Source organism: Streptomyces stelliscabiei, from assembly GCF_014873495.1.
Taxonomy (GTDB): domain Bacteria; phylum Actinomycetota; class Actinomycetes; order Streptomycetales; family Streptomycetaceae; genus Streptomyces; species Streptomyces bottropensis.
The window spans coordinates 7,655,322-7,676,055 of sequence record NZ_JADBGF010000001.1; the positions used below are offsets into that span (position 1 = coordinate 7,655,322).

The following is a 20,734-nucleotide window of genomic DNA, read 5'->3' on the forward strand; positions in this document are numbered from 1 at the left end:
ACGTGGGCGACACGCGCGCCGTAGGCGGATTTACGTGCCAAGCCCTACATCTAGTGCTTGGATTGCCGCAACAGCCCAGAAGTTGTGGTCCCCCGGGTCCTAGGCCTCTTGGTCATCCCCTATGCTTGGGGCTGCTTCCGCGGGGCCCGAGGGACCTGTGGGGGCTATCGAGTCGTGCTGTGAGGAGGGTTGGAGTTATGCACTGTCCCTTCTGCAGGCACCCCGACAGCCGTGTCGTCGACAGCCGTACGACGGACGACGGCACGTCGATCCGCAGGCGCCGTCAGTGTCCCGACTGCTCCCGTCGTTTCACGACGGTGGAGACGTGTTCGCTGATGGTGGTCAAGCGGTCCGGCGTGACCGAGCCCTTCAGTCGTACCAAGGTCATCAACGGCGTCCGCAAGGCATGCCAGGGGAGGCCCGTCACCGAGGACGCGCTCGCCCAGCTCGGCCAGCGGGTCGAGGAGGCGGTGCGCGCGACCGGAAGCGCCGAACTGACCACCCACGACGTGGGGCTGGCCATACTCGGCCCGTTGCAGGAGCTGGACCTCGTCGCCTACTTGCGGTTCGCCTCGGTCTACCGGGCGTTCGACTCGCTGGAGGACTTCGAGGCCGCCATCGGGGAACTGAGGAACGAGCAGCACAAGCGCCCGGTCGCGAACGACGAGGACGTCGAGAACACGGCCGAGGGGCGCCCGAAGAACGACCGCGGGTCCGGAGGGGCTGCCCAAGTCCCCGTGCCCGCCCACGCCGCCGACTGACGGCGGGCCGCACCGCCGGACCGAAGGGTCCGGACGATCGGCGGCGATCCAGACCTGTCGTGAACGGCTGTGCGGCCGGGTCGCGACACAAGACAGAACACCGTGTCACGGGAACAACGCGACACTTCAGGGCGTTTACGCCCGTACAGGGAGGCGGCATGACAGAGACGGCGAGCGGTCCGGCACGGAGTTCCCGCGCCAAGGCCACCAAGGCGAGCAAGGGCCTGCGTATCGAGCGCATCCACACCACTCCCGGCGTGCACCCGTACGACGAGGTGGTCTGGGAGCGTCGTGACGTCGTCATGACCAACTGGCGCGACGGCTCGGTCAACTTCGAGCAGCGTGGCGTCGAGTTCCCCGACTTCTGGTCGGTGAACGCGGTCAACATCGTCACCAGCAAGTACTTCCGCGGTGCCGTGGGCACCCCGCAGCGCGAGACCGGCCTCAAGCAGCTGATCGACCGCATCGTGAAGACCTACACGAAGGCCGGTGAGGACAACAGGTACTTCGCCTCGCCCGCCGACGCCGAGATCTTCGAGCACGAGCTGGCGTACGCCCTCCTGCACCAGGTCTTCAGCTTCAACAGTCCTGTCTGGTTCAACGTGGGCACGCCGCAGCCCCAGCAGGTCTCCGCCTGCTTCATCCTGTCCGTCGACGACTCCATGGAGTCGATCCTCGACTGGTACAAGGAAGAGGGCATGATCTTCAAGGGCGGCTCGGGCGCCGGCCTGAACCTGTCCCGCATCCGCTCCTCCAAGGAGCTGCTCTCCTCGGGCGGCAACGCCTCCGGCCCGGTCTCCTTCATGCGGGGCGCCGACGCATCCGCCGGAACGATCAAGTCGGGCGGCGCCACCCGCCGCGCGGCCAAGATGGTCGTTCTCGACGTGGACCACCCGGATGTCGAGGACTTCATCGCCACCAAGGTGAAGGAAGAGGAGAAGATCCGCGCCCTGCGCGACGCGGGCTTCGACATGGACCTGGGCGGCGACGACATCACGTCCGTCCAGTACCAGAACGCCAACAACTCGGTCCGCGTGAACGACGAGTTCATGACGGCCGTGGAGAACGGCACCGAGTTCGGCCTGCGCGCCCGCATGACCGGCGAGGTCATCGAGAAGGTCGACGCCAAGGCGCTGTTCCGCAAGCTCGCCGAGGCCGCGTGGGCCTGCGCCGACCCGGGCATCCAGTACGACGGTGTGATCAACAACTGGCACACCTGCCCCGAGTCCGGCCGCATCACCGCGTCCAACCCGTGCAGCGAGTACATGCACCTGGACAACACGTCCTGCAACCTCGCCTCGCTGAACCTGATGAAGTTCCTCAAGGACGACGGCCTGGGCCGCCAGTCCTTCGAGGTCGAGCGCTTCGCCAAGGTCGTCGAGCTCGTCATCACCGCGATGGACATCTCCATCTGCTTCGCCGACTTCCCCACCCAGAAGATCGGTGAGAACACCCGCGCCTTCCGCCAGCTCGGCATCGGCTACGCCAACCTCGGCGCCCTGCTGATGGCGACCGGACACGCCTACGACTCCGAAGGCGGCCGCGCCCTCGCCGGTGCCATCACCTCCCTGATGACCGGCACGGCGTACAAGCGTTCGGCGGAACTCGCCGCGGTCGTCGGCCCGTACGACGGTTACGCCCGTAACGCCGACGCCCACAACCGCGTCATGAAGCAGCACTCCGACGCCAACGGCACGGCCGGTCGCATGGACGACCTGGACACTCCGGTGTGGGCCGCCGCCACGGAGGCCTGGCAGGACGTGCTGCGCCTCGGCGAGAAGAACGGCTTCCGCAACTCCCAGGCGTCCGTGCTCGCGCCGACCGGCACGATCGGGCTGGCCATGTCCTGCGACACCACCGGTGTCGAGCCGGACCTGGCGCTGGTCAAGTTCAAGAAGCTGGTCGGCGGCGGCTCGATGCAGATCGTCAACGGCACGGTCCCGCAGGCCTTGCGCCGCCTGGGTTACCAGGAGGAGCAGATCGAGGCGATCGTCGCCCACATCGCCGACCACGGCAATGTGATCGACGCCCCGAGCCTCAAGCAGGAGCACTACGAGGTCTTCGACTGCGCCATGGGCGAGCGCGCCATCTCCCCGATGGGCCACGTCCGCATGATGGCCGCGATCCAGCCGTGGATCTCCGGCGCCATCTCCAAGACGGTCAACATGCCGGAGACGGCGACCGTCGAGGAGGTCGAGGAGATCTACTTCGAGGCCTGGAAGCTGGGCGTCAAGGCGCTGGCGATCTACCGCGACAACTGCAAGGTCGGCCAGCCGCTCTCCGCCAAGACCAAGGACTCGGAGAAGGCCGAGATCACCGAGAAGGCCGAGGAGACGATCCGGGCCACGGTCGAGAAGATCGTCGAGTACCGCCCGGTCCGCAAGCGCCTCCCGAAGGGCCGTCCCGGCATCACCACGTCCTTCACCGTCGGCGGCGCCGAGGGTTACATGATCGCCAACTCCTACCCGGACGACGGCCTGGGCGAGGTCTTCCTGAAGATGTCCAAGCAGGGTTCGACCCTCGCGGGCATGATGGACGCCTTCTCGATCGCCGTCTCGGTCGGTCTGCAGTACGGCGTGCCGCTGGAGACGTACGTCTCCAAGTTCACGAACATGCGCTTCGAGCCGGCCGGTATGACGGACGACCCGGACGTGCGGATGGCGGCGTCGATCGTCGACTACATCTTCCGCCGCCTGGCGCTGGACTTCCTGCCCTTCGAGACGCGCTCCGCGCTCGGTATCCACTCCGCCGAGGAGCGTCAGCGTCACCTGGAGACCGGTTCGTACGAGCCGATCCTCGACGACGTGGAGGTGGACGTCGAAGGCCTGTCCCAGTCGGCGCCGCGGCAGTCCCTGAAGGCCGTCGCCGCTCCGAAGGCCGACGAGGAGGGCGCCAAGCCCGCCCCGAAGCAGGCCCACACCAGCGCCGAGCTGGTGGAGATGCAGTTGGGCATCCAGGCCGACGCCCCGCTGTGCTTCTCCTGCGGCACGAAGATGCAGCGCGCCGGCTCCTGCTACATCTGCGAGGGCTGCGGCTCGACGAGCGGCTGCAGCTGATCTGAGCGCCTTCGGGCGCGAACCGGCACGTCAGGGCGGTGGAGTCGAAGTCGGCTCCGCCGCCCTCGGCGTGTCGAAGGGCGGTTCGTCAGGGCCGGGGCGGGCGGCCCATGACACGGGCGAAGGTCGCCGGGTCCTCGTCGTAGCCGGTGATGCCGGGGTGGAAGGTCCACTCGCCGGTCGCGTCGCGCACGAACGCGGCGACGGTCGCCGCGGTGGAGCCGAACACGCCGGCGAAGTCGTCCTCCGCGAGGACCGTGTAGCCCTCACGGATGCGCAGGCCGGGGTTCTGGACGCCGGCGAAGGTCTTCGTGCCGGTTTTCTGCTGTATGGCGACGCCGATGACGACCCGCCCGTAGCGGGCGTCGAGGCGGTTCAGCTCCACCGTCATCATCTCGTCCCAGCCGAATCCCTGGCCGGTCTGGCTGTCGCGGTTGAGGGTGATGGTGCCGTCGGGCGAGCGGCTGTCGAAATGGACGACATAGGCGGGGTCGCCACTCGGGTCGGCCGCCAGGTAGGTCGCCGCGACGATGTCGAGATCCGTCGGTGGCTGCCCGGCGGGGCTCGGGTCCCACTTCAGCGACACCTCGACCTTGCGGATGCCCTTGTTGAGGCCGTTCAACAGAACTCTCCTCCCCGTCCTTCTGCGTTTGCGGGCCGAACTGCCTGGTGGTCCAGGCCAGTTGTCCATCCTCGCACGCGGGCCGGGGCCCTCGCCCGGGTGTGACCGGCCGGAGAGTGACCGCCGCCACGTTCCGTGGCCTTACCATGGCGCGGTGCTGGTCAAGTGGATTCGCTGCACCGTGGTGGACCGCCGCGGTTTCGAGCGGGGGCAGCGAAAGTGGGCGGGGCTGCCGGGGGAGCCGGGTTTCCGGGGACAGGGTGGGGGTTGGAGCCGGGTGCGGCCCGGCGTGGCGCACACCTTCTCCTTCTGGGAGAGCCGCGCCTTCTACGACTCCTTCATGGCACGCTCCCACGACCGGCTCGCCGCCTCGCAGTCGGGCACCTTCAAGGACCTCCAGGTCAAGCTCTTCGACCACCGCTTCGACGTGAAGACCGGTTTCGAGCCGCGCTTCACCGAGGCCGATGTGGTGCGGGTGGCGCACTGCCGTGTCCACGAGGAGCGCGCCGAGCACTTCGCCCTGATGCAGGAGAAGGTCTGGAACCCCGCGATGGCCGGATCCCCGGGCATGGTGCGGGGGCTGTTCGGCGAGGCGCCGGGACATGAGTTCATGATCCTCTCCATGTGGCATTCGGCCGCTGAGCACGGCAAGTACCGCGCCGAACGCATCGAGCGCCTCGCCCTGCGGGCCCAGTTGGAGGCCGATGTCGCGGCCCTCGCGGGCGACATCGTGGAACTGGAGCCGAGCTGGACGGTTTGAGATCCGGACTCGGGTTGGTTTGGATTTCCAACCTGGCTGATCGGCGAGCGGGACAGGTGTGACCTACGCCGTATGGCACCTGGACGAGTGCTCGATCCGGCCTCGTCCCCTTTAGGGTCTTGGCATGGCACGACCACGGCGCATCATCCTTGTCCGACACGGCGAGTCAACGGGCAATGTTGATGACACCGTGTACGAGCGCGAGCCCGACCATGCCCTCGCACTCACCGATCTCGGCTGGCAGCAGGCGGAGGAGACCGGAAAACGCATCCGCGACGTCCTCGGTCGCGAGCGCGTCAGCGTGTACGTCTCCCCGTACCGCCGTACCCACGAGACGTTCCAGGCGTTCCATCTAAACCCCGAACAGGTACGGGTGCGCGAGGAGCCCCGGCTGCGCGAGCAGGACTGGGGCAACTGGCAGGACCCCGACGACGTACGGCTCCAGAAGGCCTATCGGGACGCGTACGGGCACTTTTTCTACCGCTTCGCGCAGGGCGAGTCCGGCGCCGATGTGTACGACCGGGTCGGCGGCTTCCTGGAGAGCCTGTTCCGCAGCTTCGAGGACCCCGACCACCCGCCGAACGTCCTGCTCGTCACCCACGGACTCGCCATGCGGCTGTTCTGCATGCGCTGGTTCCACTGGACGGTGGCGGAGTTCGAGTCCCTGTCGAATCCCGGGAACGCGGAGATGCGGATGCTCGTTCTCGGAGAGGACGGCAAGTACGCGCTCGACCGGCCGTTCGACCGCTGGCGGGACCCGGAATCGTACGGGGCCACCGGATAGAGTGGCAGGGCGATGACCGCTGACTCCTCTTCCGAAGGCCGCCTGGAGCGCGCCCTGTCCAGCCTGCGCGGGCTCGCGGTGGGGGACGCGCTGGGCTCGCAGTACTTCGTGCCTGTGAACTATCCGCTGCTCAAACGCCGTGAGGTTCCGCCCGGCCCCTGGCAGTGGACCGACGACACCGAAATGGCCTGTTCCGTCGTGGCCGTCCTGGCGGGGCACCACCGGATCGACCAGGACGAGCTGGCGCGCTCCTTCGCCGTGCACCACGACTTCGACCGGGGCTACGGCCCTGCGGTCAACCGTCTGCTGCGCCTGGTCCGGGAGGGCGGCGACTGGCGTGAGCTGGCCTCGGCGCTCTTCAACGGCCAGGGATCCTGGGGGAACGGCGCGGCCATGCGGATCGCCCCGCTGGGTGCCTGGTACGCGGACGACCCCGAGCAGGCCACCCACCAGGCGGAGATCTCGGCCTACCCCACGCACCAGCACCGCGAGGCCGTCGTCGGTGCCATGGCCGTCGCCGCTGCCGCCGCCCTCGCGGGCGACCCGGCCGGCGCGCCGAGCGCGGAAGCGTTGCTCGACGGCGTCATCGCGCTGGTCCCGAAAAGCGCCGTCGGCGCGGGGCTGCGCCGCGCCCGGGACATGCTCGACTACGCCGACGCGGACACCGTGGCCGCCGTGCTGGGCTGCGGGCGGCGCACCACGGCGCATGACACCGTGCCGTTCGCGCTCTGGTCGGCGGCACGCGCCCTCGGTGACTACGCGCAGGGATTCTGGACGACGGCCCAGGTGGGCGGCGACGTCGACACGACCTGCGCCATCGTCGGCGGAGTGGTCGCCTCCGGGAAGACCGGGACGCCCCCCGAGGCATGGGTGGAGCAGACCGAAGCGTTCCCGGGCTGGCTGCGTCCGGCGTAGCCGACCGGAGCAGATGCGCTGCTGGACCCCATCAGCCCCAATCGCCCCGACTGTCACAGGAGTGCCACAGTGCCTTCCTCGGTCGGTCGCGCGTGCCCTCCCACGGCTAGCCTGTCCGCCACGCCGCCTGTTGATCATGACGAGACGCGGCGACAAGGCACCGGCCGCGGGCCCTTAGCCGTAGTGACGCGCTGCGTACGGGGGCGGTGGGGGCCGGTCGTGGGAGGGGGCCCATGTCCGAGACACCGTCAGCACCAGCCGAGCCGGAGCCCGAAGGGCCGGCGTCCAGGGCGCGCGCCGCGAGCGCGGAAGGCCGCTCCGCGCCGACAGCGCCCGGCAGTGCCGGACCGCAGGGCAGCAAGGGCGGGCCCGCACGGATACCGATACCGGGACCGCCTCCCGAGACGCCGAAGTCGATCGACCTCAGCCCCGGGGAACCCGCGCCGATCCGCACCGCGACCCTGTGGGCCGCCCTGGCCACCGGTGTCCTCAGCATGTTGCTGCTGGGCGAGGGACTGGCGGTGAACATACTCGTCGTCACCGTGCCCGCCACGCTCGCCGTGTACGTCGCCGGACGACGGGCGGGCCGGCGCCCTCGACCGTGGGCGCTCGTCTGGGGCGTCGGCGGTGTCGCCCTGCTGGCCGTACCCGCACTGCGCGCCGCCGAGTGGCCCTCGTTCCTCGCCGTCGTCACCGCGCTCGCGGCGGGCTCGCTCGCTCTGCACGGCGGCCGTACCTGGCCCGCGGTCCTGCTCGGCCCGGTCGGTGTGTTCACCTCACTGGTCACCGGCCCGGCCTGGGCCTGGCAGGGGCTGCGGGAGCGGGTGGGTGACGACCGGGGCCGTGTGGTGCCCCTGTTCCGCGCGGTCGTCGTGGCCGCGGTCCTGCTCCTCGTCTTCGGCGCGCTGTTCGCCGGGGCCGACGCGGCCTTCGCGGATCTGCTCGGTGCGCTGGTGCCCGACGTCTCCGTGTCCGACGGCCCTTGGCAGTTCCTGCTTCTCGCCCTGGGCCTGTTCGGGACGCTCGCGGCAGCCCGCACGGCGGCCGCGCCCGCCCGTTTCGACCGCGTGCAGGTACCCGCGGGACGCGAGCGCGGGCGCGTCGAATGGGCACTGCCGCTGGTCGGGCTCGTGGCGCTCTTCGCTGTCTTCAACGCCGTCCAGCTGGCCGTGCTCTTCGGCGGCTACGACGCCGTCCTCGCGAAGACCGGCCAGACGTACGCCGAGTACGCGCGTCAGGGGTTCTGGCAGCTCCTCATGGCCACACTGCTCACCCTGCTGGTCATCGTGATCGCCCTGCGCTGGGCGCCCCGCACTCGTTCGAGTGACCGGACGCTCGTACGCGGTGTGCTGGGAACGCTGTGCGCGCTGGCGCTCGTTGTCGTGGCATCCGCTGTGCGACGTATGGACATGTATATGGAGGCCTATGGGCTGACGAGGCTGAGGATCTCGGTGCTGACCATGGAGCTCTGGCTCGGTCTGGTCATCGTGCTCATCATGGCCGCCGGTGTGTGGGGCGCCCGCTGGCTGCCGCGCGCCGTCGCGGTCAGTGTGGTCGCCGTGGTGCTGGCGTTCGGACTCGCGTCGCCCGACGCGTTGATCGCGGAGCGCAACGTCCAGCGGTACGAGGCGACGGGCCGCTTCGACCTCCCCTACGCCAGGGGGTTGTCCGCCGACGCGGTACCCGCCCTGGACCGGCTGGAGGAGCCCCTGAGGTCGTGCGCGCTGTGGGACATCAAGGAGGAGCTGGACGAGCGGCACCACGTCCCCTGGTACGCCACGAGCTGGGGCGAGGCCGAGGCGAGACGGGTCCTGGCGGAGCGCCCGCCGGTGCCGGGGTCGAGCGGCCCGGCGTGCGGTGAGTCGGGGGCGGAGTTCTACCGCTGAGACTCCGGGTGCGCTCGCGCACGACCGGGCCACGCTCCTGCCGTCAGTCGGCCAGGGGCATGGTCCGGCCGTGCGCGGCCGATCGGGCGCCCGCCCGTCAGCCTCCGGCAGTGCCGGACAGGGCCTCCAGGTCGCTCTTGCGGACCCTGATGACGAAGGTGGCGGTGAGCAGGGCCAGTACGGCCATCGCGACAGCCGGGACGAACGCCGTCGAGATGCCCTGCGCGAGTACTTCGTGGCCCCAGGGGGCGGGCAGCTGGTGAGTCTGGGCGAACTCGGTCTTCTGTTCGGCCGTGGCCTGTGCCATGAAGAGCTGCACCTGCTTGTCCGCCTCGTCACGGCTGGCCGTACCGAAGACCGTGGTGAGGATGGAGAGGCCGAGCGAGCCGCCCACCTGCTGGGTGACGTTGAGCAGGCCGGAGGCCGCGCCCGCCTCGTGCGGCGCGACTCCGGAGACCGCGGTCAGGGTGAGCGTCACGAAGTTCAGGCCCATGCCGAAGCCGAACACCACCATCGGGCCGAGCACTCCGCCGACGTAGGAGCTGTCGGGATTGATCAAGGTCTGCCAGCCCAGCCCGAGAACGACCATCGTCGAACCGGTCACCATGAACGGCTTGGGCCCGAGCACCGGCAGGAACCGCTGGGACAGTCCGGCACCCGTCACGATCGCGAAGGTCACCGGGAGGAAGGCCAGGCCGGCCTCGATCGGCGTGTACTGCAGCACGTTCTGCACGAACAGCACGATGAAGAAGAACATCCCGAACATCGCCGCCGCGAGGCTCAGCATGATCACGTAGGTGCCCGAGCGATTGCGGTCGGTGAACATCTTCAGCGGGGTGATCGGCTCCCTGGCCCGCCGCTCGATGAGGCCGAACAGCAGCAGCAGGACCGCTGCCGCCGTGAAGGACCCGATGGTCAGGCTGTCGCGCCAGCCCTCCTCCGCCGCGCGGATGAACCCGTAGACCAGCGAGGCCATACCGGCTGTCGAGGTGAGCGCGCCCGCGACGTCGAACCGTCCCGGGTGCCGCTCGGACTCGGTGATGTACATCGGAGTGAGGACGGCGATCAGCACGCCGATGGGCACGTTGACGAACAGCACCCAACGCCAGTCGAGCCACTCGGTGAGCATGCCGCCCGCGAGCAGGCCGATGGCACCGCCACCGGCGGACACCGCGGCGAAGACACCGAACGCCCGGTTCCGCTCGGGCCCTTCGGGGAACGTCGTGGTGATGAGTGCCAGCGCGGTCGGCGACGCGATCGCCCCGCCGACGCCCTGGAGGGCGCGTGCCGCGAGCAACTGCCAGGGCTCCTGGGCGAGTCCGCCGAGCAGTGAGGCGAGGGTGAAGACGAGGATTCCGGTCATGAACACACGGCGGCGGCCCAGGATGTCACCGGCCCGGCCGCCCAGGAGCAGCAGGCCGCCGAAGGTCAGCGTGTAGGCGCTGACCACCCATGTCAGGTCGGTGGTGCTGAACTTGAGCGCGTCTTGAATGTGCGGGAGCGCGATGTTCACAATCGTCGCGTCGAGTACCACCATGAGTTGGCAGGCCGCGATGACGGTGAGTGCGATGCCGGGACGCCCCTCCCGGCGGGCGGCTCCCGGCTTCTGATCCTTGATCAACGGAGAGGTTGTCACTATGGGTCCCCCACAAGTGCCTTAGTGAACGCTTGCGTTCACTGACGTGTCCACGGTAGTGAGTCCCCCTTAGTGAACGCAAGCGTTCATTGAAGTCGCCGCCGCGGAGTGCGCCGCCCACCGTTTCCGCTTCTCGCACCCCCGCCCCTCAGCTCAACGGAGAAACACAGATGGTCACTTCGCGCTGGACGGCCGCTCCCGCTCAGACGGCCTCCCCGCGTCGGCGCGGCGCCGTACTCGAGCGCGCGATCCTCGATGCCGCGCTCGAACAGCTCAGCACCGTCGGCTGGAGCGGCCTCACCATGGAGGGGGTCGCCGCGGGCGCCCAGACGGGCAAGGCGGCTGTCTATCGACGCTGGCCCTCCAAGGAGGATCTTGTCGCCGACGCGCTCCGGGCCGGGCTGCCCCGCTTCGAGGAGGCGCCGGACCTCGGGAGCGTGCGCGAGGATCTGCTGGAGTTGTGCCGTCAGGCGCGCGAGGCCATGTTCTCCCGGCCGGGGTTCGCGCTGCGCTCGGTCATTCACGAATGCGACACCATCCAGGCCGAACGCTTCCATGGTGTCATCGTCGGCGGTGTCGTCGAGCCGACGGTCAAGCTGTTGCGGGAGGTCGTCGAGCGGGGAATCAGGCGCGGCGAGGTTCGGCCCGACGCGGCGAACGGCTATGTCTTCGACGCGATTCCGGCCATGATGATGTACCGCTCGAAGATGTGCGGGAGCGAATGGAGTGAGCGGGACATCAAAGAGATGATCGACCAGCTGATGGTCCCGCTGCTGAGCCGGAGGGGTGCCTGAACCGTGCGGCAGGGAGGGCCGGGGCGGCGCTGGGAAACCTGGGTGTCGTCTAGGGGTGCGGGCGGCGTAGGCTAAGGGCGCCATGCCGTACGAACCACCTACTCACACCGTCGAGCGCTCTCTGCGTGCCACGACCGGAGCGAAGATCATTGCCGGTGTCGACGAGGTGGGGCGCGGAGCGTGGGCCGGCCCCGTCACCGTCTGCGCGGCGGTCACCGGACTGCGCCGGCCGCCCGAGGGCCTCACCGACTCCAAGCTTTTGACGATCAAGCGACGCGAGTCGCTCTCCGAGGAACTGCTGCAGTGGGTCACCTCGCACGCCCTCGGTCACGCATCTCCGGAGGAGATCGACGACCTGGGGATGACGGCCGCACTGCGGCTGGCCGCGGTACGGGCCCTGGAGGCGCTTCCCGTACGGCCCGACGCGGTCATCCTCGACGGCAAGCACGACTACCTGGGCTCGCCGTGGCGGGTCCGTACGGTGATCAAGGGCGACCAGTCCTGCGTCGCCGTGGCGGCCGCATCGGTGATCGCCAAGGTTCAGCGCGACAAAATGATGGCCGAACTGGGTGTCGACCATGCAGACTTCGGTTTCGCGGCCAACGCCGGGTATCCGTCGCCTGTCCACAAGGCCGCGCTGGCGGAGCGGGGCCCCACCCCGTACCACCGGTTGTCGTGGGCGTATCTTGATGCGCTGCCCCAGTGGCGGCACCTCAAGAAGGCCCGCAACTGGGCGAACGGAAACGTTCCGGAGATCGAGGGCCAGCTCGGCTTCGATTTCTGAGGGATCCGTTCGCACTCATGTGCCACCCCGCGACGCGAGTCGCACCGGCGTTTGATAAAAATCAGCTCATGCCTCTCATTCCCGAGGAGCCTCAGATTCACGAGAGTGCCCAGGGCCCGCGTGCCACTCCGGCCAGCGGCCGGGTCGCACCGACCCCCCGTCCCGTACCCGGTCCCCGTCCCGCGGCTCCGCCGCGTCCCGGTCGTCCGGGTCCTGCCCGGCCGGTGCCGGCCCAGCGTGCGGCGCATGCCGCCGTAAAGCCCGGGCCGTCCGCTCCTGCCGCCACCCCGCAGATCCAGCTGATCCCGGCCTCGGCCGAGGGTGCGCTGGACGCCGCCGAGGAAGCCGTCGACCTGCTGTTGGAGTCGGGCCGTGCCCCCGGCGACGTGCTGGTGATCACCACCGGCGAGTCGCATCCGTGGGCCACCCACGAACTCTCCTTCGGCGAGGCCGCCTACTGGGCGCAGCATGACGCGGGCGACGACGTCTTCTACGCCGATGCCTCGGCCACCGAGCGGGCCGCGCCGCGTCCCGTGGTCGTGGTCGCCGTCAACGGCGGGACCGACGCCGTCGCCGCGCACGCGCTGCCCAAGGCTCTCGGCCGGGCCCGGGCCCTGCTGATCGTGTGCGGCGACCCGCAGACGATCAACTCGGTTCTGGGCGCCGGAGTCTGAGCGACTGCGGAACCCGCCCCGGTCGGCCCCCCAGGGCTTGCCGGGGAGCCGTTGTGAGCCCGGACGGCGACGCCCGGGCGTCACGACGGCCACACCCCGCGACGGGGCGCTTCGGCGTGCCTGCGGGGTGTTTTGGCGCGTCCGGGGACGCGTCGCGCGAGATCTCGCGGGGCGGGGGCGGGGGCGGCGCCGGGGCTCGGTGCGGTGCCGTCCGGCCCGACGCGGGTCGGACGGCACGTGGGGCGAGGGTACGGGCGACGTTCGGGGCGTTGGGGCATTGCCGCACCCCCGCAGACTCGGGTGCGGGTGCGGGTGCGGGTTTCGGATCGGTCTGCCCCTGGTCGCGTCGGCGGCCCGCGCCGCTCAACGTGCGGCGGCTCGGCGAAGTACTTCCGAGGCGACACCGCCGGTGCGCGGCATGGGCGGCGGTGCCACGGCCGTGGCGAAGGGTTCCGCCGGCGAGTCCGCGTGAGGACGACGGCCGCCCCGGCCCTCGCCGAGAACCTGCCAGCCGTCACGTGTCAGCGTGATGTACGCGCCGCAGCGCAGCCCGTGCAGGGTGCAGGCGTCCCTCAGCCCCCACATCCACGCTCCGTCCTCCTCGGTCCAACGCGCGTCACCGTCACGGCAGTAGAGCAGCACCGCCGTTCGCACCGGGGTCCGTCGGCGCAGGTCGTGCGGAATGACCCGCCTCAGCTGGGCGAGAAGCGCGTTGCGGAACATCCAGCCGTCGGCCGGTGCCGGACGCTTGATGAACGAGGCACTCGCCAGCAACCGCTCGTCCGGATCCAGGACGGCGATGACCGCCGTCGCGGGCCGGGGCTGATGTCGCGCGTGCAGCCCGCTGACGACCTCCCGGGGATTACGCAACAGCGGAATCCCGGCGGCGGCCCATTCCGCGGGCTCGAGCATCCGGTTGGCGGAAGCGGCGGACAGGTCGGCAGACGTCGACACGGAGGCCGCCGAGGACGGAGCGAATCCGAAGGTCACGATCCTCCCTTCGGCTACGCGCCCATTCTGCGGGCGAGGGTCGGACTTGGGGGAGCGCACGCCGCAGCAGAAGCCCTACCGATTGACGGGTAGGCCGTGCGGGGAGCGGACTCCAATTCTTCCTGGCGAACTTGGTTGCGGCAACGAGCAATTGGGGCCACTGACAGTTTTGTGGTGATTCACTGCTTATATCCCTGCACATAGGGCTCGTCGGCAACGCCCGGCGGTAACGCGCTCCGTTCGGGCGCCTGGTCGGTCACGCCCGGACGGCGAGAACGAGTGGCAACACCCCCTGTGCACCCGCGCGCCGGAGCGCACGCGCGGCGACCGCGAGTGTCCAGCCGGTCTCGGTGGCGTCATCGACCAGGAGTACGGGTCCGCCCGCCTCCTGGAGGGCGGCGGCCAGCTCGGGCGGCACGGTCATTGCCCCGTCGAGTGCCTTGAGTCGTTGCGCGCTGTTGCTACGGGTGACCTGGGAGACCGCGCCGGTGTACGCCACCGAACCCAGCAGGGGCAGACGGCCGATCTCGGCGATCCGGGCGCCCAGGGAACCGATCAACTGCGGCCGGGAACGGGAGGCCATGGTGACGACTCCCACCGGACGGGGCTGGGCGTCGGCCAGCCCGGAGGCCCAACCGCCAGGGCCCTTCGCCCAGTCGGCCAATACGGCTACCACGGCCGTCGCCACATCGTCCGGAATCGGCCCGTCCGGGGCCTGGGGAGCGAGCATCGGCCGCAGACGATTTCCCCAGCCGATGTCCGACAGCCGTCCCAGTGCCCGCCCGGGAGCGGCCTGCTCACCGGCCGGAATGCGTCCCTTCAGATTGACCCCCACGGCCGGCAGGCCCGTCGGCCACATCTTGCGGGGTTCGACCTCGACACCCGCGCGCCCCAACTCGCCGCGCGCCGCGTCCAGAGCCGCCGGGGAGACGGAGTCCGCGAACCTGGGCTTCGTGCAGTTGTCGCACCGCCCGCACGCGGCGGCTTCCTCGTCGTCCAACTGCCGCCGGAGGAACTCCATGCGGCAATCCGGTGTCGCGACGTAGTCACGCATGGCCTGCTGCTCGGCGGCACGCTGCTTGGCGACCCAGGCATAGCGCTCGGTGTCGTAGACCCAGGGCACGCCGGTGGAGATCCAGCCGCCCTGGACGCGTCGCACCGCGCCGTCCACGTCGAGGACCTTCAGCATCGTCTCCAGCCGGGAGCGGCGCAGCTCCACCAGGGGTTCGAGGGCGGGGAGGGAGAGCGGTCGCTCCGCGTGCGCGAGGACGTCCAGAGTGCGGCGCACCTGCTCCTCCGGGGGGAAGGCGACCGAGGCGAAGTACTCCCAGATCGCCTGGTCCTCCTTGCCCGGCAGGAGCAGCACCTCCGCGTGCTCGACCCCACGGCCGGCGCGGCCCACCTGCTGGTAGTACGCGATGGGGGAGGACGGCGAGCCGAGGTGGACCACGAAGCCCAGGTCGGGTTTGTCGAAGCCCATGCCCAGCGCGGAGGTGGCGACCAGGGCCTTGACCCGGTTGGCGAGCAGGTCCTCCTCGGCCTGCTGCCGGTCCGCGTTCTCCGTCTTGCCCGTGTACGAGGTCACGGTGTGTCCGCATTGGCGGAGGAACGCGGTGACCTCCTCGGCGGCGGCCACGGTGAGCGTGTAGATGATCCCGGAGCCCGGCAACTCGTTCAGATGGTCGGCGAGCCAGGCCATGCGATGGGCGGCGTCCGGCAGTTCGAGCACCGCGAGGCTCAGACTCTCGCGGTCCAGCGGCCCTCGCAGCACCAGCGCGTCCGTGCCACCGCCGGTGCCCAGCTGATCGGCCACATCGGCGGTCACGCGCGCGTTGGCCGTCGCGGTCGTGGCGAGCACCGGGACGCCGGGCGGGAGGTCGGCCAGCATGGTGCGCAGCCGGCGGTAGTCGGGGCGGAAGTCGTGGCCCCAGTCCGAGATGCAGTGCGCCTCGTCCACCACGAGCAGACCGGTCGCGGCCGCCAGCTCGGGCAGGACCTGGTCACGGAAGTCCGGGTTGTTGAGCCGCTCGGGGCTGACCAGGAGCACGTCGACCGTGCCCGCGGTGACCTCCTGACGGATCGTGTCCCACTCCTCCGTGTTCGAGGAGTTGATGGTCCGCGCCCGGATTCCGGCGCGGGCGGCCGCCTCCACCTGGTTGCGCATCAGCGCGAGGAGCGGCGAGACGATGACGGTGGGGCCCGCGCCCCGCTCGCGCAGCAGCGCGGTCGCGACGAAGTACACCGCGGACTTGCCCCAGCCCGTGCGCTGCACCACCAGGGCTCTGCGCTTGTCCGCCACCAGTGCCTCGATGGCGTGCCACTGGTCCTCGCGCAGCCTCGCCGTGCCCGCCGGGGCTCCGACGAGACGGGCGAGTACGGCGTCGGCGGTCGTGCGCAGATCCTGGCGGTCCGTCGTGGGCTGGTCTTCGTCGCTCATGACCCCATGCAACCCGATGCCTCGGACATCGCGCGAACGAGCGGGTCGAACTGTGGACAGCTTCTGACGTGATCATGGTCGGACTTATCCACAGGTCAAAGCGGAATCTCAAGATCCGCGAGATGGTCACCGCATGACGAATCACAGCGAAGCCGCCGGGACCCCCGGCAACAGTGACATCAGCGGGCAGAAGGGGTGCGGTGGCAGGGGGCCCTCCTCCGCCTTTCTGGGACACCGAGCGGCCACCGAGCCCGGCGGGCAACCACAGGTGACCCTCCGCACGCCGGCCGAACTCGCCGATGCCCTGCCCTACCTGCTGGGATACCGCCCCGAGGACAGCATCGTCCTCGTCGCACTGCACGACCGGGACACACGAGGCCGATTCGGCGGGAGGGCACGGCTGGGCATCCCGGCCCAGACGGACGACTGGCAGTCCGTCGCCCAGCAGCTGGCCCACGGTCTGGTGACCGGAAGTGAGCGCCGGGGAGCCAAGCCGGAGAGCATGGTCGCCTTCCTCTGCCAGGACCCGGCGAGCGGTGAGTCACCGCGTGACGTCATGGAACGCCTGCGGCCACTCGCCCAGCTGCTGCGCAGGGCCTGCGGCAGCATGGACGTGCCGGTGGTCGAGGCCCTGTGCATCTCCGACGGTCGTTTCTGGTCCTACTGCTGCCCCGGCAACGGATGCTGCGCGCCCGACGGACAGCCGATGGGGCTGCCGGGCACCTCCGTGCTGGCCGCCGCCGCGACCTACGCCGGCCTCCAGGTGCGCGGCACCCTGAAAGAGATGCGGGCCAGGCTCCTGCCGTGGGAGACCGCCGCCGCGCTCCAGCAGGAAGCGGCCCTCGACTCCGCGCAGTCCGCCCTCGTTCCCAGGATCCTGGACGTGCAAAGCCGCAGGGAAGTGGCCGAGGAGACCCTCGCGGTGGCACGGCGCGTCATCGGACGCCTGGCGGGCACCCCGACCTCGACCGCACCGCTGGACGCGGACCTCCTCGACGACGAACTCGTCACACACGAAGACGCCGCCACCCTCATCCTCGGACTCCAGGACCGCGCCACCCGCGATCGCGCAGCCGAATGGATGGAAGGCGACGAGGCGGCCCCGGCGCTTCGTCTCTGGCGCACCCTCGCCCGACGCTGCGTCGGCCCCTACGGCGAGCATGCAGCCGCCCCGCTCACACTCGTCGGCTGGGTCGCCTGGTCCTCCGGTGACGAACTGGAGGCCCGCGAAGCCCTCGCCATGGCCCTCGCCGCCGACCCCGACTACCTCTTCGCCCGCCTCCTCCACCAGGCCTGCAACGAAGGGCTCGACCCCGAGTCCATTCGCCGCTGCCTGCGCTCGGAGCGCAGGGGCCGCGATCTGGCGGCCGCGGGTGCGGGGACCGACAGCGAGAGGAGCGCCGCTGACCCGTCGCCCGACAACCCCTCTGCCTCGGACCGACCCTGCGTCGCCGTCGGCCCCCGTCGCCGACGCAGGCCCCGTTCGGAGGGAGGCACCGAGGCCCGTGCCGTCCGGCGATCACCCGGTGCGGCGCAAGCCCGCCGCTCACGTTCCGCCGGCGGCAGCCCACCTGTCGGCCGACGACCGGGACGTACGGCGGACGGGGCGAGCGGACGGGCACAAGCCCGCCGTACGGCCGGGGGGCAGTCCAGGGAGGGGGAGACGTGAGCGTGTGGAACTGGTCAAGTCACGGCATGCCTCGCATTCCCCGCATGCATGCGCTGTTCGGGATCTGGGCGTACCTGAGCGCCACGCGCCTCCACGGGGATCGGGCGAGCCGCAATTGCGGAGCCGGGTTGAGCGCCTCGGCCGTGCTCCGGAAGCATCTGGGCACGCTGCCCTGCCTTGCCGCCCGCACGAGTGCGGCTCTGCGACTCCGAGTGCGCCCGAAGCCACTGCTCGACCGCGGTGCGCGGCTACGGTCCTGCTGGGGTACGCGGCTACGGCCCCTCTGCGGTGCGCGCCGGCTGTCCTTCTGCGGCGGCGGGTCGACGCGAGTGCGGCCTGTGCGCCGCGCTCATGTCGGCCCCCGCCCCCTCCGCGAATCGCAGCAGCTGCCTGAGGCTGAGGCCACCCCTTGCGGTTCCACGGTCACCCACGGCGCAGCGGCACGACGTGCTGGTTCGGTCGGCCTCTCCGGGCGGGGGCGTGACCCGGGGCGCAGCCGCTCCGTTCACCTGTGTGGCGGTACCCGTGGCCTGGTTCCGCCGCCCCGCCACCCTGTCCCACACTCCGTCCCTCTCCGGTTCCCCACTCGGTGCCGAGCGCACCCCACGCGCGCCGAAGACAGAAGAAGCCGCCCCATGTCCCTCCCCTCGTTGCCCGAAGCCCGTGATGACGTTCCGACCTTCCGCAGGCCCGTCCAACCCTCTCCCCGGGCCCGTGGAGACGGCGTCGGCGTTCCCCGCGGGGACCTCCGCACCCCGGCGACCCGAGCCGTGGGCCCACGCCCGGGAGGCCTGGGTGGTCCCGGGGCATCCGTGCCCGACGCGGGGGGCTCTCCGGGGCCTCGGCTGCCTGCGCAGCCAGGAACGGCGAGCACGTCGACCTCGCGGTCGCCCACCTCCGCCCCGCGCCGCCCCCCGGAGCTGCCACCGGCCCACACCACGCTGATCTGTGTCGCCCTGCCGGGCCTCGCGATCTCGACGGACCAGGGCCAGCTGAACGGCGACGGGCTGGAGGGTTTCTACCGTGCGGGACGGCGCATGCTCTCCCGCTGTCAGGTGCGGGTGGCCGGACGCGAACCGCTCGCGGTGCAGGCACGGATGGTGACGGCCGACCGGGCCCGGTTCATGGCGACCCTGCGCCTGTCCACCGACGCCGGACCGGATCCGGACGTCATGGTCGAGCGCACCCGGTACGCGGACGGCACCGAGCGGATCACCCTGCACAGCACGGCCCGTCGCCCACTGCACCTGCCCGTCGAGGTGGCATTGGGCACGGATCTCGCGGAGCTGGGGGCGGTCGCCTCCGGCAGCGCGGGGCCCGAACTGCCGGCAAGCGTCCACGACTCCGGCCTCCGCTGGTCCTGCGTCAACGGACACTCCACGGTGACCGCCCATCCTCCGCCCACCGACGCCCTGGCCTCCGCGGGACTGCTGCGCTGGGAGCTGCAACTCCCGCCCGGCGGCAGCCGGAGTGTGGAGCTGCGCGTGCGACCTGACGGCGCAGGACCCATCAGGCCGGTGGGGCGGGGTGCCACCAGCCCGCTCGCCCAGGCACGCGTCGCCGGGGACGACCCGGCGGCGCAGTCCCTGCTGCACACCTGCCTGGAGGACCTGGAGGCTCTGCTGCTGCGTGACCCGAGGAACCCGTCCGACACCCACCTCGCGGCGGGCGCGCCCTGGCGCTGCGGGATGACTCCGGCCGACGCGCTCGTCGCGGCCCGGATGACGCTGCCGCTCGGTACGCGCCTCGCGGCAGGCACCCTGCGCACCCTGGCCCGCACCCAACTCGAGAGCAGGGGAGCACAGTCCGGCATGATTCCGGGCCCCCGACGGGACGCGGGCCCGCATCTGCCGCCGGGCTGCACGGGTATCGAGGCGACCCTGCTGTTTCCCGTGCTCCTCGCGGAGGCCCGGCGGTGGGGACTCCCCGAGCAGGAGACCGAGGCACTGCTGCCTGCCGCCGAGCGCTGCCTGAGGTGGCTGCGGGGCGCGGTCGGAAGCGGTGTCTATCTGCCCGACCCGGGCCCGGGCGGACCGCTGCGTTGCGAGACCCAGGCCCATGCCCACCGGGCCGCTCTCCTGGGCGCCGACCTTCTCGACGCGTACGGCCGGCCGGGTGGTGCCGAGCTGCGGGACTGGGCGAGCGAGCAGCGGAGCCGGTTCATGGCGGACTTCTGGGTGGAGGACCGGAGCGGGGGCAGACCCGCCGCCGCCCGCACCCCGGACGGGCGCCTGGTGCCGCACCTGGGCGCGGGGGCCGCTCACCTTCTCGACACCGGGCTGCTCGGCGCGGGAGAGCTGGCTGCGGGACTCCTCGACAAGGTGCGCACCGAACAGCTGGCACGCCTGCTCGGAGGGCCCGCCATGGACTCAGGGTGGGGGCTGCGGAGCCTGGGGGCGAAGGAGGCCGCGTACAACCCCTTCGGTCATCGCGGCGGCGCCGTACGCGTGCAGGAGACGGCGGTGGCGGTCGCGGGACTGGCGGCCGCCGGTTACGAGAAGGAGGCGAGCGCCCTGCTGCGGGGCGTGCTGGCGGCGGCCGAGAGCTTCGGACACCGGCTGCCGGAGATGTACGCGGGGGAGCAGCGGACCGCGGGAGGCGCCCCGCTGCCGCATCCCGCCTCCTGCAGACCGGCCGCGACGGCGGCGGGCGCCGGGGTGCTGCTGCTCGCCACCCTTGTCGGGATCCGACCCGACGCCCCGGCGGGGACGGTGACCCTGCGACCGGTGCGCAGTGCGCCGCTGGGCGAGATCGGCTTGACGGGACTGCGGGTCGCGGGGGCCCCGTTCGCCGTACGCGTCAGCAGGCTGGGGCTCGCGATGGTCGAGGAGGCGGCCGACGGACTGCAGTTGGGAGTGTGACCTCGCGCGACACCGGACGGGACTGCGGGTGGCATCGGCTTCCCCAGGGCCCGAGCGCGGCCCTGGGATCGGTGGCGGACAGAAGTGGATCAAGTGGGGAAGCGG

Annotated in this window: 15 protein-coding genes; 11 read left to right on the plus strand and 4 right to left on the minus strand. The window is 70.9% G+C overall.

What is annotated here, in order from left to right; all coding sequences use genetic code 11:
* Window positions 1-197: 197 nt before the first annotated feature.
* Window positions 198-761 (plus strand): transcriptional regulator NrdR, encoded by a 564-nt coding sequence (gene nrdR, locus H4687_RS33920; RefSeq protein WP_046914590.1) that lies wholly within the window; start codon window positions 198-200, stop codon window positions 759-761.
* A 158-nt stretch (window positions 762-919) separates the two neighbouring features.
* Window positions 920-3,817, plus strand: coding sequence for a vitamin B12-dependent ribonucleotide reductase (locus H4687_RS33925; RefSeq protein WP_046914591.1), 2,898 nt, complete (start codon window positions 920-922; stop codon window positions 3,815-3,817).
* Between the two features lie 88 nt (window positions 3,818-3,905).
* Here H4687_RS33925 and H4687_RS33930 read toward each other — a convergent pair whose 3' ends face one another.
* A complete protein-coding gene (locus H4687_RS33930) occupies window positions 3,906-4,439 on the minus strand; it encodes a TerD family protein (RefSeq protein ID WP_046914592.1) in 534 nt (177 codons plus the stop codon).
* Window positions 4,440-4,593: 154 nt separating this feature from the next.
* Here H4687_RS33930 and H4687_RS33935 point away from each other — a divergent pair, with 154 nt between their 5' ends.
* The 4 genes from H4687_RS33935 to H4687_RS33950 all read left to right on the plus strand — a co-directional run bounded on the left by H4687_RS33935 (window position 4,594) and on the right by H4687_RS33950 (window position 8,784).
* Window positions 4,594-5,199: a YdbC family protein gene (locus tag H4687_RS33935; protein WP_050399287.1), complete on the plus strand. Its 606-nt coding sequence runs from the start codon at window positions 4,594-4,596 to the stop codon at window positions 5,197-5,199.
* A 124-nt stretch (window positions 5,200-5,323) separates the two neighbouring features.
* The gene (locus H4687_RS33940) at window positions 5,324-5,983 is read left to right on the plus strand and encodes a histidine phosphatase family protein (RefSeq protein WP_078907462.1); all 660 of its coding nucleotides are present in this window, start codon (window positions 5,324-5,326) and stop codon (window positions 5,981-5,983) included.
* 12 nt (window positions 5,984-5,995) lie between these two features.
* On the plus strand, window positions 5,996-6,898 hold the full coding sequence (locus H4687_RS33945; RefSeq protein WP_046919497.1) for an ADP-ribosylglycohydrolase family protein: 903 nt from the start codon (window positions 5,996-5,998) through the stop codon (window positions 6,896-6,898).
* A 233-nt stretch (window positions 6,899-7,131) separates the two neighbouring features.
* Window positions 7,132-8,784 carry a DUF4153 domain-containing protein gene (locus H4687_RS33950; protein WP_225966909.1) on the plus strand — a complete coding sequence of 551 codons (1,653 nt, stop codon included), beginning with the start codon at window positions 7,132-7,134 and terminating at the stop codon, window positions 8,782-8,784.
* Window positions 8,785-8,881: 97 nt separating this feature from the next.
* On the opposite strand, the gene H4687_RS33955 is transcribed toward H4687_RS33950, so the two are convergent.
* Window positions 8,882-10,420: an MFS transporter gene (locus H4687_RS33955; protein WP_046913404.1), complete on the minus strand. Its 1,539-nt coding sequence runs from the start codon at window positions 10,418-10,420 to the stop codon at window positions 8,882-8,884.
* A 170-nt stretch (window positions 10,421-10,590) separates the two neighbouring features.
* On the opposite strand from H4687_RS33955, the gene H4687_RS33960 reads away from it, so the two are divergent.
* The 3 genes from H4687_RS33960 (at window position 10,591) to H4687_RS33970 (ending at window position 12,672) form a co-directional block, all read left to right on the plus strand.
* Entirely contained in the window at window positions 10,591-11,214 is a 624-nt protein-coding gene (locus H4687_RS33960; protein ID WP_046913405.1) for a TetR/AcrR family transcriptional regulator, read from the plus strand.
* Between the two features lie 82 nt (window positions 11,215-11,296).
* On the plus strand, window positions 11,297-11,998 hold the full coding sequence (locus H4687_RS33965; RefSeq protein WP_046913406.1) for a ribonuclease HII: 702 nt from the start codon (window positions 11,297-11,299) through the stop codon (window positions 11,996-11,998).
* A 68-nt stretch (window positions 11,999-12,066) separates the two neighbouring features.
* On the plus strand, window positions 12,067-12,672 hold the full coding sequence (locus tag H4687_RS33970) for a hypothetical protein (protein WP_097249232.1): 606 nt from the start codon (window positions 12,067-12,069) through the stop codon (window positions 12,670-12,672).
* Window positions 12,673-13,035: 363 nt separating this feature from the next.
* On the opposite strand, the gene H4687_RS33975 is transcribed toward H4687_RS33970, so the two are convergent.
* Both H4687_RS33975 and H4687_RS33980 read right to left on the minus strand, forming a co-directional pair.
* Entirely contained in the window at window positions 13,036-13,662 is a 627-nt protein-coding gene (locus tag H4687_RS33975; RefSeq protein WP_046913408.1) for a hypothetical protein, read from the minus strand.
* 256 nt (window positions 13,663-13,918) lie between these two features.
* Window positions 13,919-16,099 (minus strand): RecQ family ATP-dependent DNA helicase, encoded by a 2,181-nt coding sequence (locus H4687_RS33980; RefSeq protein ID WP_046913409.1) that lies wholly within the window; start codon window positions 16,097-16,099, stop codon window positions 13,919-13,921.
* A 133-nt stretch (window positions 16,100-16,232) separates the two neighbouring features.
* Between H4687_RS33980 and H4687_RS33985 the strand changes: the two genes are divergently transcribed.
* Together H4687_RS33985 and H4687_RS33990 are read left to right on the plus strand one after the other, a co-directional pair.
* A complete protein-coding gene (locus H4687_RS33985; protein ID WP_046913410.1) occupies window positions 16,233-17,768 on the plus strand; it encodes a DUF4192 domain-containing protein in 1,536 nt (511 codons plus the stop codon).
* Between the two features lie 920 nt (window positions 17,769-18,688).
* Window positions 18,689-20,629 (plus strand): glycogen debranching N-terminal domain-containing protein, encoded by a 1,941-nt coding sequence (locus H4687_RS33990; protein WP_046913416.1) that lies wholly within the window; start codon window positions 18,689-18,691, stop codon window positions 20,627-20,629.
* Window positions 20,630-20,734 lie beyond the last annotated feature (105 nt).

Coding starts and splice junctions, on each gene's coding strand:
- H4687_RS33985 (WP_046913410.1), top strand. CDS start 16,233: ATGACGAATCACAGCGAAGCCGCCGGGACCCCCGGCAACAGTGACATC.
- H4687_RS33965 (WP_046913406.1), top strand. CDS start 11,297: ATGCCGTACGAACCACCTACTCACACCGTCGAGCGCTCTCTGCGTGCC.
- H4687_RS33970 (WP_097249232.1), top strand. CDS start 12,067: ATGCCTCTCATTCCCGAGGAGCCTCAGATTCACGAGAGTGCCCAGGGC.
- H4687_RS33925 (WP_046914591.1), top strand. CDS start 920: ATGACAGAGACGGCGAGCGGTCCGGCACGGAGTTCCCGCGCCAAGGCC.
- H4687_RS33950 (WP_225966909.1), top strand. CDS start 7,132: ATGTCCGAGACACCGTCAGCACCAGCCGAGCCGGAGCCCGAAGGGCCG.
- nrdR (WP_046914590.1), top strand. CDS start 198: ATGCACTGTCCCTTCTGCAGGCACCCCGACAGCCGTGTCGTCGACAGC.
- H4687_RS33980 (WP_046913409.1), bottom strand. CDS start 16,099: ATGAGCGACGAAGACCAGCCCACGACGGACCGCCAGGATCTGCGCACG.
- H4687_RS33940 (WP_078907462.1), top strand. CDS start 5,324: ATGGCACGACCACGGCGCATCATCCTTGTCCGACACGGCGAGTCAACG.
- H4687_RS33960 (WP_046913405.1), top strand. CDS start 10,591: ATGGTCACTTCGCGCTGGACGGCCGCTCCCGCTCAGACGGCCTCCCCG.
- H4687_RS33945 (WP_046919497.1), top strand. CDS start 5,996: ATGACCGCTGACTCCTCTTCCGAAGGCCGCCTGGAGCGCGCCCTGTCC.